This window comes from Stenotrophomonas sp. 71799_Sma (genome assembly GCF_056482505.1).
In genome coordinates, this window is record NZ_CM151202.1 from 1,148,763 (window position 1) to 1,161,343 (window position 12,581).

Here is a 12,581-nt window from a genome sequence, read left to right on the forward strand (position 1 = left end):
CTTCGACAGGTTCCCGCGATCTGCCGGGACTGCATACTGCACTGCTGTTGGTGGGTGTCGACCTTGGTCGACACGTGTCTTGCTTGTGGTGGGTGACGACCGTTGGTCGTCACCAGAGCAAGCGCAGCGACGCGACCCGCTTTTGCTTTTCTTTTTTCTTTTCCGTGGCTGGTCGCCCACGGAAACTGTCAGAGGCCGGGCGGGGTGGGCTGCGCAGGGGCGTGAGCCGCATGGATGCGGCGACCGAGCTTACAGGGGTGAAGGCGCTTTGCTTGCGAAGCACTGCTTCGCAAGCGCCTGAACGCACAGCCGCCAGCGGCTGGGCCGGGCCCCGGAGGGGGACTTGCAGCGTCCCCTGCGCAGCCCACCCCGCCCGGCCAAGCAAGGCTTCTGCTTTCAATAAGCCCAGCCACGAGGGGCTCAGCCGTTCGCGGCCAACTCAGCATCCAGCGCGCGCAGGCGATCTACCGTCCCGACATCGGTCCAGCGCCCGCGATGGTGCTGCCCCGTCATCAATCCCTGCACCATGAAGTGCTTCTGCAGCGGCACCACCGAGAACTTCGGTGGGAGCCGCTCGCTGCCCGGTGCATCACCGATCACCGTGCGCCAGTCGGCCACGATGGAAGGGCGATACACGCCGATGCCGGCATAGGTCAGGCACGGTCCTTCGCGGTCGTGGTGCAGCAACCCCTGCGCATCGAGGCGGTAGTCACCGTTCGGGTGCTGAACCGGATTGTCGACCAGAACCAGATGCGCCTGGCCCTGCGGCTCGCGCGGCAGCGTGGCGAAATCGAAATCGGTCCAGATGTCGCCGTTCACGACCAGAAACGGGGCGTCGCCCAGCACCGGCAACGCGTTGAGGATGCCGCCGCCGGTTTCCAGCGGGGTCTGCCCTTCGTACATGAAATGCAGGCGCAGGCCCCATTGGCTGCCATCGCCCAGCGTCGCTGGAAACTGTTCGGCTAGCCATGCGGTGTTGACCACTACCTCGCGCACGCCGAGTGCGGCCAGGCGTTCCAGGTGCCAGACGATCAGCGGTTTGCCGGCCACGTCCAGCAGCGGCTTGGGCGTGTGCAGGGTCAGCGGGCGCATGCGTTCGCCGAGGCCGGCAGCAAAGACCAGCGCCTTCATCGGGCCACGCGCATCGGTGCGGCCAGGTCGGTCAGCGCCGGCTTGATGCGGTGTTCCAGCAGCTGCTGCAGCGGTGCCAGCTCGCGGTAGCGCGGCAGCACTTCATCCAGATAGGTGATGAAGCGCGGCGCGTCGTCCAGGTAATGGCCCTTGTTGTCGCGATAGCGCAGGCGGCAGAACAGGCCGAGGATCTTCACGTGGCGCTGGATGCCCATCCAGTCGGCATCGCGCAGGAAGGTGGCGCGGTCGGGCACCGGCAGGCCGGCGTTGCGGGCGCGCTCGTGATACTGCGCCAGCCACTCGTCCACACGCTGCAGCGGCCAGCTCAGGAACGCGTCCTTGAACAGGCTCATCGCATCGTAGGCGATCGGGCCGCGCACCAGGTCCTGGAAATCCAGCACTGCCGGACCATTCTCGACCGGCATCAGATTGCGCGGCATGTAGTCGCGATGGGTCATCAGCTGGGCCTGGCCCAGCGCGTTGTCCATCAAGCGGCGGTGCACCAGCTGCAGCCCTTCAATCTCGCCGCAGTCCAGTTCCAGGTTCAGGTGGCGCTGCAGGAACCATTCGTCGAACAGGCCGGCATCGCGCTGCAGCAGTGCTTCGCCGAACTGGCCAAAGTCGGCCGGCACCGGGATCGCCTGCAGGCGCAGCAGCTGTTCGATCGAACGGCCGAACCATTCATCGGCGTTGCGCTCGTCGAGGATCTTCGCCAGGGTCGGGCCGCCGAGATCTTCCAGCAGCAGGAAGCCGGCATCCAGATCCTGTGCCAGCAGCGCGGGCACACGCAGGCCGTTGTCATCCAGCAGGCCGCGCATGCGCAGCCACGGGCGCGGATCTTCCAGCCCCGGCGGGGCATCCATCACGATGTGGCTGCCGCGCGTGCTGGTGGTGCGCCAGTAGCTGCGCATGCCGGCATCGACCGAGGCGCGTTCGACCACCGCACTGGAGTCATCGAGCTGGGTACGGGCCCACTGCAGGCGCTGCGCGCTGCGCTGGGGATCGGAGGCGGGTTCGGTCATGCAGGCATATCCGGGCGCGCCGGGCGCGCCTACGTCGGGAACAGGAAGGGAAGAGGGTGCGGGATCAGCGGCGACCGCTGAACAGACGCAGGACGGCCAGCACGGCCACCGCGCCCAGCACCGCACCGAGGAAGCCGGCCGGCTCACCGGGGGCGTACCAGCCCATGTACTGGCCGAACCACCCCGCCAGCAGCGCGCCGACGATGCCCAGCACGATGGTCAGCAGGCAGCCCATGCGGTTGTTGCCGGGCATGAAGAATCGCCCGAGCAGGCCGACGAAGAAGCCGACCAGGATGATGTAGAGCCAGCTGCTGCTGCCGAACAGACCATTCATGCGCGCGATTTCCACCAAGGGTGGACGCAGCCTAGCAAGGCCAGGCTGCGTCCGTCACGGTGTGCCGGATTCAGCAGCAGCCGTGGTCGCCGTGGCGGGTGCCACTGTCGGCAGCCACCGGCGAACCGCTGGTCTCGCCGCGCAGGCTGGCGGCGTAGTGCTCGCTGATCACCTTGGACACGCAGGCGGTGACCTTCTTGCCCATCGGAATGTGCAGGAACTCGTTCGGGCCGTGTGCATTGGAGTGCGGGCCGAGCACGCCGGTGATCATGAACTGGGCGCCCGGGAACTTCTCACCCAGCATGCCCATGAACGGGATCGAGCCACCTTCGCCCATGTACATCGCCGGCTTGCCGAAGAAGGCTTGGCTGGCGTCGTCGATGGCCTGGGTCAGCCACGGCGCCATGGCCGGGGCGTTCCAGCCGGTGGAGGCCTTTTCCAGATCCAGAGTGACCTGCGCGCCGTTCGGCGGATCGCGCAGCAGCGCTTCCTTCAGCAGCTCACCGCAGGTCTTGCCATCGGCGGTCGGCGGCAGGCGCAGCGACAGCTTCACCGAGGTCTGCGGGCGCAGCACGTTGCCGGCCGATTCCAGCGCCGGCATGCCACCGACGCCGGTGACCGACAGTGCCGGGCGCCAGGTGCGGTTGAGCACCAGCTCGGTCAGGTCCTCGTTCATCGGACGCAGACCGTCGACCATCGGGAACTTCTCGAAGATCTCGGTATCGACCACTTCGGCGGCGCGCTTGGCCTGTTCCTGGCGCTCGGCCGGGATCTCAACGTTCATGCCGTCGATCAGGATGCGGCCGGTGTCCTGGTCCTCGATGCGCGACAGCAGCTGGCGGAGCAGGCGGAAGCTGGACGGCACCACGCCGGAGGCATCGCCGGAGTGCACGCCTTCGTTGAGGACCTTCACGGTGAAGTTGCCGCCGGTCAGGCCGCGCAGCGAGGTGGTGCACCACAGCTGGTCGTAGTTGGCGCAGCCCGAATCCAGGCAGACCACCAGCGACGGCTTGCCGATGCGGTCGGCGAGGTGGTCGACGTAGGCCGGCAGGTCATAGCTGCCCGACTCTTCACAGGCTTCGATCAGCACCACGCAGCGGGCGTGCGGCAGGCCCTGGGCCTGCAGCGCCAGCACCGCGGCCAGCGAGCCGAAGATGGCGTAGCCGTCGTCCGCACCGCCGCGGCCATACAGCTTGTCGCCGCGCAGGACCGGGGTCCACGGGCCGAGGTCGTCGTCCCAGCCGGTCATTTCCGGCTGTTTGTCGAGGTGGCCATAGAGCAGGATGGTGTCGTCGCCGGTTTCGGCGCCGGTAGCCGGAATTTCCAGGAAGATCAGCGGGGTACGGCCTTCCAGACGCACCACTTCAACCTTCAGGCCGGGCAGCTGCTGGGCCTTGGCCCAGTTCTCCATCAGGGTGACCGCCTGTTCCATGTAGCCGTTCTGCACCCAATTGGCGTCGAACATCGGCGACTTGTTGGGAATGCGGATGTAGTCGACCAACTGCGGGACGATTTCGCTGTCCCACTTGTCATTGACGAATTGGCCGAGCTTGGCGCTGTCCATCTGAAACTCCGGTTGCATGGGCTGATCCAGCCATTCTACGCCTGTGCCGCGGGTAGGGTTTTTCCTACATCACGTCGGGTATTTGGCTGGCTTTTAGAAATCCAGGAAACCGATAGGCTGTGTGCATGTGGTGACGGACACTGTTCCTACCGACGGGATTGCCGGTCGGGACGGCCAGAATCACAAGGAGATACACGTCGTGCCTTGGAGTGTCGTGTTGAGGGCACTGGTGCTGGTCGTGTGGATCGCTGGGGCGCATGCCGCCGAACCGATCGACATCAACCGCGCCGATGCCCAGGCGCTGCAGCAGGGATTGACGATGGTCGGAGCCGCCAAGGCCGAGGCGATCGTCGAGCACCGGCGCAGACACGGCCCGTTTCATCGCGTCGAGGACCTGACGCAGGTGAAGGGGATAGGGAAAGCAATCGTCGAACGGAATCGACAGCGGATCACCGTAGGCAACAGGTTGTTGCCGGCGGATCCGGTACCCGGATCGGTACCGGTGCGAACCGCACCCAGGCGCTGACAGCAGGAATCGTCGGAACCGGCAGGAGGCTGGTTCACCGGACACGGACAGGAAGGCCGTGACCACCGACCGCCGCAGGACGCGGCACCAATCACCAGGATGGTGGCATCACAGACCTGTGGAAGGGGCTGAGATACAAACAGGACAGACGCGGCCGCGTGCAGGATGCAACGCTACCCCCACAGCGCAGGATGCGAGGGGGCGGCAGCAGGCCGACAAGGACGTAACGATTGCCCGGTACGACACATGGCTGTGTCGCCGGGCAGTTTCATTTCCGGCGCCTGGTTTTGCCGCGGCCACCACGGGTCGATGGTGTACGGTGGCCGCACCGCATGGAAAGGACCCCCGCTGGATGCTTCTGCACCGCCCCACCACCCTGATGCTCGCCCTTGCACTGGCTCTGCCGCTGCTGGGCCATGCCGCTGCGCCGACGCCGGCCGCCAAGCCTGCCGCTGCCGCAGCCAGCACCGCCGAAGTGCGCGGACCGACCGACCTCAAGCCGGGCGAGTATCTGTGGCATCCGGAAATCTCGCCGACCGGCCCGATCGTGCTGGTGGTCAGCCTCGATGAGCAGCGCGCTTACGTGTACCGCAACGGCATTGCCATCGGCCTGACCACGATCAGCTCGGGCAAGGCCGGGCATGAGACGCCGACCGGCGTGTTCACCATCCTGCAGAAGGACAAGGATCACAAGTCCAACCTCTACAACAGCGCGCCGATGCCCTACATGCAGCGGCTGACCTGGGACGGCATCGCCCTGCATGGCGGCAGCCTGCCCGGTCATCCGGCCTCGCATGGCTGCGTGCGGCTGCCGCAGGCCTTCGCGCAGAAGCTGTTCAGTGAAACCCAGCGCGGCGATACCGTGGTCGTGGCCGATGCCAAGAGCTCGCCGATGACGCTGGCCTATCCGTCGGTGCTGGCACCGGTCAACGCGCGCGGCCAGGCCCTGCCGGAGACCGAGGGCGCGGCGCCGGCGCAGGCCTGGTGGGATGACAGCGCGGCCCCGGCGGGGCAGGTCGGCATCCTGGTCAGCCTGCACGACCAGCGCCTGTACGTGCTGCGCGATGGCGTGATGATTGGCGAGTCGCCGCTGAAGGCCGACGCCCTGCCGGCGTTCCAGGGCACCACCCTGTTCGTGATGGGGCAGGGCTACAGCGATACGCCCAGCCCGCTGGACGCGAACCAGCGCCTGCACCAGTGGACGGCCTATCCGCTGCTGGGCCAGGACCGTGCCCAGGCCACGCCGGACCTGCTGGCCACGCCCTCGCTGCCGATGGCGTTGCCGGCCGATTTCGCCCGTCAGCTGTACCAGGTGCTGGTACCGGGCACGACCCTGCTGGTGACCTCGCTGCCGGCGGTCCGCCCAAGCCCGGCTGAATCCGGAATGCAGCCGGTCTTGGAATCCGAGCCGCCAGGGTCCACCCTCAAGGGCAACTGAGTCCCCCTGTTGTGCCCATGACTGCATCCCGCCTGTGCCGGCTGGCCGCGTTCGGCCTGCTGGCGACCTCGGCCAGCGCCCCGGCGCTGGCACAGACGCCCGCCCTTGCCACCAGTGCCGATGATCTGGCCGCCTTGCTGTCGCGCAGTGCGCCCAAGGCCGACCGCCACGTATTGCAGCTGGCGGCGCACGCCATGCGCTGCGCGCTGCAGCGGCCGGAGCTGGGCATCAATGGTGATCGCCTCAGCGTGATCGATTATTCGCGGCCGTCCACCGAGCCGCGCCTGTGGGTGTTCGACCTGGCCCACCAGCGCCTGCTGTTCGAGGAATGGGTGGCGCATGGCCGCAACAGCGGTGAGAACCGCACCGAACACTTCTCCAACCGCGATGGCAGCTTCATGTCCAGTCTTGGCGCGTTCACCGCGCAGGAGACCTACATGGGCGGCAACGGCTATTCGCTGCGCCTGGCCGGGCTGGAACCGGGCTTCAACGACCGCGCGCGCGAACGCGCCATCGTCATCCACGGCGCGCCCTATGTGAATCCGGCGACTGCGCAGCTGCAGGGGCGGCTCGGCCGCAGCCTGGGCTGTCCGGCAGTGCGCTTGTCGGTGGCCAAGCCACTGATCGATGCATTGCGTGGCGGCACGATGGTGTTCGCCTACTACCCCGACCAGGATTGGCTGAAGCACTCGCAGCTGCTGGGCGGTGAGTGCGGTGGCCAGGGCACGCTCGCCACGCGGTGATGCATGACGGCGCGCGGCATGATGCAATGCGCCGATGAACATCGACTCCCTGCTGCACACTCCGAGCCAGGTGATCTCCCGCCTGGACTACCGCCGCGAACGCTGGCGCAACGGCCTGGGCTGGACCCGCGAGATCCTGCGACTGCCGGCGCAGGGTGATGACTGGGCGCTACGCCTGTCGGTGGCCGAGATCGAGCAGGATGCCGCGTTCTCCGCCTTCCCCGGCGTGGAGCGCGAGCTGGTGCTGCTGCAGGGCAATGGCGTGCGCCTGCGCTTCGACGATGGCCGTGTGGCCGAGGTGCTGCCACCGCACGGGCGTGTGCGTTTTGCCGGTGAGGAAGCGCTGCACGGCGAATTGGTGGACGGCACCACCCACGACTTCAACCTGATGTGGAAGCGCGAGCTGCTGCAGGCCGAACTGCTGCACCGGCCGCTGGTGGGCACGATGTTCTTCTTCTGCGAACCGGGTGTGGCCTGGGCGCTGCATCTGCTGGCTGGTCAGGCGGAGTTCGGTGCAGATAGCGGCTTGCCGGCGCTGCAGGCGGGAGACACTGCGTGGTTGGCGGCGGGTGCACGGCAGCGTCATGCGTTGCAGGGCGGTGGCGAGTTGCTGGCGATCCGGATCAGTGCGGCGGCGGGATGATTCCTGGGCGCCGGTTGGCACTATCCACGCATGGCGTGGATCTACTGGGGTGCGGGTGCCACCATGCCTGGACACGCCGTTCAGTAGATCCACGCCATGCGTGGATGGGGCCACCGACACCGCGTCACGGTGCGAACCAAGGTTCGCACCCACCAGAAAGCGGTTCGCACCCGCCGAATCTGTTCAGTAGATCCACGCCATGCGTGGATGCGGCCACCGACACCGCGTCATGGTGCGAACCAAGGTTCGCACCCACCAGAATGCGGCTCGCGCCAGCCGAATCTGTTCAGTAGATCCACGCCATGCGTGGATGCGGCCGCCGATACCGCGTCATGGTGCGAACCAAGGTTCGCACCCACCAGAAAGCGGTTCGCACCCACCAGAAGGCGATTCGCATCCGCTGAAGTGGAGCAGTACATCCACGCCATGCGTGGATGCGGCGGCCTCAATACACATCGCGCCGGTAACGACCGGCCAGCAACAGCGCTTCCTTGCCCGCGGTACCCAGCACCTGCTCGATCACTGCATCCACCGCCGGGGCCATGCCCTGCAGGCTGCCGCAGACCAGGATCGTGGCGCCTTCATCCACCCACTGGCGCAGCGTTGCCGCTTCGGCCAGCAGCCGGTCCTGCACATAGCGGTGCGCACCGCCATCGCGGCTGAACACTGCATCCAACCGCACCAGCGTGCCGTCGGCCAGCATCGCCTGCAGTTCTTCACCGAAGTGGAAGTCATGCGCGGCGGTGCGCTCACCGAACAGCAGCCAGGTGCGGCGTGCGCCACTGCGTACGCGTTCGTGCAGATGCGCGCGCAGGCCGGCGATGCCGGTGCCGTTGCCGATCAGCAGCAGCGGCACGTCGGCGGGCGCGCCATGGAAATTGTCGTTGCGGCGCAGACGCAGCTGTACCGGTTCGCCGATGGCAGCGTGGTCGCACAGCCAGCCGCTGCCGATGCCGGGTGTACCGTCAGCGCGCAGCTGGCGGCGCAGCAGCAGCTCAACCGCACCGTCGGCCATGACCGAGGCGATGGAATACTCGCGATGCGGCAGCGGTTGCAGGGTCGCCAGCAAGGCAGGCAGATCACCCGGGGGAACCAATGAGGGCAGGTGCGAGCGCGCGACGCGTGCCAGCAACGTCTGCCCGTCATCCAGCACGGTGTCCGCGTCGAAGCGTTGTGCATCCAGCCATGCACGCACGGTGTGCGATGCGTGCTGCGGGCCGATCTCGGCGATGTCACCGGCCTGCCACTGCGCATTTGCATCGGCCGGTGGCTGCAGGCGCAACCAGTACACCGGACCACCGGGGCTGCCCGGGTTCAGATGCTCGCGTTGCAGCAGCGTCCACGGCTGGTACTCGGCCGGACTCCAGTCGGGCAGTTCGCTGGCGTTACCGCCGAGTTGTCCCAGCAACTGTTGCCAATGACGCAGCGCTGCCGGATCGGCGTTGTCGACCTCGATGGCGTCGAACAGCGGATGCGCGCCGTGTTGGCGCAGCCAAGTGTCCAGCTGGTGGCCGAATCCGCAGAAGTGGCCATAGCTGCGGTCGCCCAGCGCGAGCACCCCGTAGTGCAGGTGCTGCAGCGGGGGCGGGGTGGCCATCACCCCGCGCAGGAACGGCAGGGCGTGGTCGGGTGGATCGCCTTCGCCGGTGGTGCTGGCAATAAACAGCGCGCGCTGGCTGGAAGCCAGCAGTGCTGCATCCACCTCATGCAGTCCGCGCACGCGCACTGGCGCGCCGGCACCGCGCAGGGCCTCGGCGCTGCGTTCGGCCAGTTCGCGGGCGAAGCCGGTCTGGCTGGACCAGACCAGCAGGATGGGCGCGGTGTCTCCGGTTGCGGCGTCGTCGCGCGGGCGCCCACGCCACCACAGGGCCGCGCAGGCCAGCGCATACAGCACCGTGGCGAGCACCGCGATCTGCGACTGCCGCGCCGGTGGTGCGCCCCGCCACCACGCTTCGCCGAGATGCAGGCGAAGCAGTGCCCAGCCGATCGCTGCCAGCAGGAGCAGAACCAGTGCGTTGCCGAGCCAGGCGCGCGATGGACGTGCGCTCATGCGTCCTGCTCGTCGAGCAGGCGCTGGAAGGCGCTGCTGAGAAATTCCTGCGGGCCGTCTGCCGCACGCTGCAGGTAGCGCGCAGCCAGTCCTTCGCGCTCGGCCAGTGCCATGCCCTGTTCGCGACCGAGTACGGTCAGTGCGGTGGCCCAGGCATCGGCGTGCATGGCGTCGTCGGCCACCACGGTTACTGCCGCGGCAACCTGCCGCACCGGTCTGCCGGAGCGCGGGTCCAGGCTGTGACTGTAGGCCTCGCCATCGGCCTGATACTGGTGCCAGCGATCGCCGGAGGTGGCCACCGCCTTGCCGTCCAGCGCCAGCACCCTTGGCGGGGTATCGGTGTGCACGTCTTCTTCGGGTGCGGATTCCACCAGTACGCGCCACGGCTGGCCGTCCGGTTTGCGGCCGTAGCCGGCCAGTTCGCCGCCGACTTCGATCAGCGCGGCAGTGATGCCTTGTCCAGGCAACCAGGCGGCCACGTGATCGACGCCGAAGCCCTTGGCGATCGCAGAGAGATCCAGTGCCAGTCCACCCGGCTGCAGCAGCGCATCGTCCTGCCACTGCAGGCGCTGCCAACCGCAGCGATCACGCGTGGCCTGCAGGGTAGCGTCGTCGGGCTGGCGGCGTTCACCGGCATGTGCCCCGAAGCCCCACAGTGCAACCAGCGGACCGATGGTGGGATCGAAGGCGCCGCCACTGGCGGAAGCGATGGCCTGTGCGCAGACCAGAACGTGACGGGTTTCGGCCGGCAGCACGCACCATTGGCCGGCGTCGGCGCGGTTGTAGCGACTCAGATCCGAACCACGCTCCCAGGTGCTCATCTGCGCGACCACCTCGTCCAGCCGCGCCTGGATGCCAGCATGCAGCGGGTGCAGGTCGCGCTGGCGCGACGCGACCAGCGACACGCTCCAGGTGGTGCCCATGGTGGTGCCACCGAGGCGGGCGATGTCGAGCAGGGGATCGGTCATGGTGGTGTGCTGCAGGCGCGATGCCGGGGCGTGCCCGGCATCGCGGTCCACGTCATTACTGCGGCAGCACTTCCAGCGTGGCGACGTAGCTCAGGCGGCGTTTGGCGGCCTGCTTCACCGAGGTCTTGTTGTCTTCGGTGCCGGTCTCCAGCCAGTACATGCCGGCTTCCGGCCAGGTCACCTTGATCTCACCCTTGGCATCGCTGGTGACCTTCAGCTCGTCCTGCGCGTTGCGGTAGCGGGTGGCGCCACGCACGATCTCGAACTCCAGGCCGGCGGTCGGCTTGCCGTCGACCAGCACGCGGAAGGTGGCTTCCTCGCCGGCGAACAGATCGTTCGGGTGGCCGACGGCGACCAGCTCGATGCCACGGTTGGTCGGCTTCAGCGCGGTGTCGTTCGGGGCGCCGTTGGTGACGAAGGTCTCCACGCGGCCGACCGACTGGCTCACTTCCAGCTTCTTCGCATCCTTGGGCAGTTCGCCGAAGGTGGCGACGCTGCCGCGCCAGCGCTTGCGCTCGCCGTTCTGCTCGTAGGTGGCGAACAGGCCGTCATTGACCGACGCGATGCGGTAGGTGCCCGGCTGCTTCAGCTCGACATCGAACACGCTGCGGTACTTGCCGGTGGACGCGTTCTGCGGTTGCACGGTGCTGCCGTCCGGCGCGGTGATCACCAGCGACTCCAGGCGCAGCGGCACGTGGTTGAAATAGAACAGGTCGTTGGAGACCGCACCGTCGACGGTGATCCACGGCGCATTGCCGGCGATCACGGTCTGCGAGGGCAGCAGCCAGGCCTTGTGGGCCAGGGCGGAGAAGGGAAGGGCAGCGGCCAGAGCGGCGGCGAGGACGAGCGTGCGCTTCATGCGGAAGACTCCAGGTGGATGCAGGGTGGTGCGGCGAGAGGAGGGGAATTACGACTTAATCCCCTCCGTCCCCTTTTCAGGGTTTGACGGCGAGGGTGACCTGGCCCAGTTCGGTGGCGCCCTGCGCCTTGCCGTTCTGTGCGGCGGTGGCCGGCCAGGTGAAGGGGATCTTCAGCAGTTCACGGCCGCCGACTTCGCGCACCGCTTCCACCACCAGGGTGTAGTTGCCCGGAGCCAGCTGCTTCAGCGCCGGCTGCTTGTCGTTGAACGACAGCGCGTGCTTGCCGGCCGGGCGGGTCGGGCCGGTCACGCCGTCCACCGGCACCTGCAGGGTGCGGCCGCTCTTGCGCCACCACTGGCGCAGGTCGGGCAGCCACTTGGTGCCGTGGCCTTCGCTGTTGCTGGTCTGCTGGTACCAGACCGACAGGTTGGCAGCGACCTTCTGGTCGGCGCCTTCCAGCCACACCGCCACGTACGGGCGGTGGTACTCGGCCACGTTGAGCTTGGGCACTTCGACGTTGATGTCGAGGGTGGTGGCATAGGCCGGCGAGGTGGCCAGCAGGCCGCTGAGGGCGATGGTCAGGGTGACGCGCATGGGGCGGCTCCGGAAACGAAGGAAAGTCAGTGAATCAGCAGCAGGGCGATCAGCAGCGGGATCATCAGGCCGAGGCCGACCAGCGGCCAGGTCATGCGCCGCTGCCGTGCATGCAGGTGAAGCAGGAACAGGCCGGTGATGCAGAACACCAGGCAGGCCACGGCGAACAGGTCCAGGAACCAGCCCCACGCTGGGCCCGCGTTGCGGCCCTTGTGCAGGTCGTTGAGGTAGGACACCGCGCCGCGCGAGGTTGATTCGTACTCCACCGCGCCGGTCGCGCGATCGATGCTCAGCCAGGCGTCGCCGCCCGGGCGTGGCAGTGACAGGTAGATCTCTTCAGCCGACCACTCGGCCGGGCGCCCGCCGATGGCGATGCCCAGCTGCGTGTCCAGCCATTGCCGGGCCGGGCGCGGGATCGGCGCGTTGCCGTCCTCGCGCGTGCCCAGCTGGCCCAGCAGCGCGGCCGGCAGTTCCAGATGCTGGTTCTGCACCTCGGGCTTGGCCTCGATCTTCGCGGCATGGTTGAGGGTCAGGCCGGTCACCGCAAACAGCAGCATGCCGATCAGGCAGACCGCCGAGCTGATCCAGTGCCACTGGTGCAGCGTCCGCAGCCAGAAGCCACGGTTCTGTTGCTGCTGCACGGTGGAAGGGGCAGGACGGCTCACGGCACGGTTCGAGGCGGACGGGGACTCCCCATTACATCATTGA

At 67.6% G+C, this 12,581-nt stretch carries 13 protein-coding genes; 4 read left to right on the top strand and 9 right to left on the bottom strand.

The window, feature by feature from the left end; all coding sequences use genetic code 11:
* Positions 1 to 420 precede the first annotated feature (420 nt).
* The 4 genes from murU to ACZK4Z_RS05430 all read right to left on the bottom strand — a co-directional run bounded on the left by murU (position 421) and on the right by ACZK4Z_RS05430 (position 4,051).
* The gene (murU, locus tag ACZK4Z_RS05415) at positions 421 to 1,131 is read right to left on the bottom strand and encodes an N-acetylmuramate alpha-1-phosphate uridylyltransferase MurU (protein WP_125894169.1); all 711 of its coding nucleotides are present in this window, start codon (positions 1,129 to 1,131) and stop codon (positions 421 to 423) included.
* A complete protein-coding gene (locus ACZK4Z_RS05420; RefSeq protein ID WP_100437460.1) occupies positions 1,128 to 2,153 on the bottom strand; it encodes an aminoglycoside phosphotransferase family protein in 1,026 nt (341 codons plus the stop codon). The genes murU and ACZK4Z_RS05420 overlap by 4 nt, the downstream gene beginning before the upstream one ends.
* A gap of 64 nt (positions 2,154 to 2,217) precedes the next feature.
* A complete protein-coding gene (locus ACZK4Z_RS05425) occupies positions 2,218 to 2,487 on the bottom strand; it encodes a GlsB/YeaQ/YmgE family stress response membrane protein (RefSeq protein WP_125894171.1) in 270 nt (89 codons plus the stop codon).
* Positions 2,488 to 2,557: 70 nt separating this feature from the next.
* A complete protein-coding gene (locus tag ACZK4Z_RS05430; protein ID WP_010483606.1) occupies positions 2,558 to 4,051 on the bottom strand; it encodes a M20 family metallopeptidase in 1,494 nt (497 codons plus the stop codon).
* A gap of 214 nt (positions 4,052 to 4,265) precedes the next feature.
* Here ACZK4Z_RS05430 and ACZK4Z_RS05435 point away from each other — a divergent pair, with 214 nt between their 5' ends.
* The 4 genes from ACZK4Z_RS05435 to ACZK4Z_RS05450 all read left to right on the top strand — a co-directional run bounded on the left by ACZK4Z_RS05435 (position 4,266) and on the right by ACZK4Z_RS05450 (position 7,401).
* Complete coding sequence (locus ACZK4Z_RS05435; protein ID WP_260467340.1) at positions 4,266 to 4,577, top strand: ComEA family DNA-binding protein; 312 nt, start codon at positions 4,266 to 4,268, stop codon at positions 4,575 to 4,577.
* A 352-nt stretch (positions 4,578 to 4,929) separates the two neighbouring features.
* Positions 4,930 to 6,015 carry a L,D-transpeptidase gene (locus ACZK4Z_RS05440; protein ID WP_125894173.1) on the top strand — a complete coding sequence of 362 codons (1,086 nt, stop codon included), beginning with the start codon at positions 4,930 to 4,932 and terminating at the stop codon, positions 6,013 to 6,015.
* A gap of 17 nt (positions 6,016 to 6,032) precedes the next feature.
* Positions 6,033 to 6,758, top strand: a complete 726-nt coding sequence (locus tag ACZK4Z_RS05445) for a murein L,D-transpeptidase catalytic domain family protein (protein ID WP_004147404.1) — start codon at positions 6,033 to 6,035, stop codon at positions 6,756 to 6,758.
* A gap of 34 nt (positions 6,759 to 6,792) precedes the next feature.
* A complete protein-coding gene (locus ACZK4Z_RS05450; protein WP_125894175.1) occupies positions 6,793 to 7,401 on the top strand; it encodes a HutD/Ves family protein in 609 nt (202 codons plus the stop codon).
* 445 nt (positions 7,402 to 7,846) lie between these two features.
* On the opposite strand, the gene ACZK4Z_RS05455 is transcribed toward ACZK4Z_RS05450, so the two are convergent.
* The 5 genes from ACZK4Z_RS05455 to ACZK4Z_RS05475 all read right to left on the bottom strand — a co-directional run bounded on the left by ACZK4Z_RS05455 (position 7,847) and on the right by ACZK4Z_RS05475 (position 12,538).
* Positions 7,847 to 9,451, bottom strand: a complete 1,605-nt coding sequence (locus ACZK4Z_RS05455) for a sulfite reductase subunit alpha (RefSeq protein ID WP_125894177.1) — start codon at positions 9,449 to 9,451, stop codon at positions 7,847 to 7,849.
* Positions 9,448 to 10,419: an FAD:protein FMN transferase gene (locus ACZK4Z_RS05460; RefSeq protein ID WP_125894179.1), complete on the bottom strand. Its 972-nt coding sequence runs from the start codon at positions 10,417 to 10,419 to the stop codon at positions 9,448 to 9,450. Before ACZK4Z_RS05460 ends, ACZK4Z_RS05455 begins: the two co-directional genes overlap by 4 nt.
* A gap of 55 nt (positions 10,420 to 10,474) precedes the next feature.
* Positions 10,475 to 11,278 carry a DUF4198 domain-containing protein gene (locus tag ACZK4Z_RS05465; protein WP_071228078.1) on the bottom strand — a complete coding sequence of 268 codons (804 nt, stop codon included), beginning with the start codon at positions 11,276 to 11,278 and terminating at the stop codon, positions 10,475 to 10,477.
* 76 nt (positions 11,279 to 11,354) lie between these two features.
* Positions 11,355 to 11,873 carry a DUF2271 domain-containing protein gene (locus ACZK4Z_RS05470; protein ID WP_004147429.1) on the bottom strand — a complete coding sequence of 173 codons (519 nt, stop codon included), beginning with the start codon at positions 11,871 to 11,873 and terminating at the stop codon, positions 11,355 to 11,357.
* A gap of 26 nt (positions 11,874 to 11,899) precedes the next feature.
* Positions 11,900 to 12,538 (bottom strand): PepSY-associated TM helix domain-containing protein, encoded by a 639-nt coding sequence (locus ACZK4Z_RS05475; RefSeq protein ID WP_125894181.1) that lies wholly within the window; start codon positions 12,536 to 12,538, stop codon positions 11,900 to 11,902.
* Between the last annotated feature and the right edge of the window lie 43 nt (positions 12,539 to 12,581).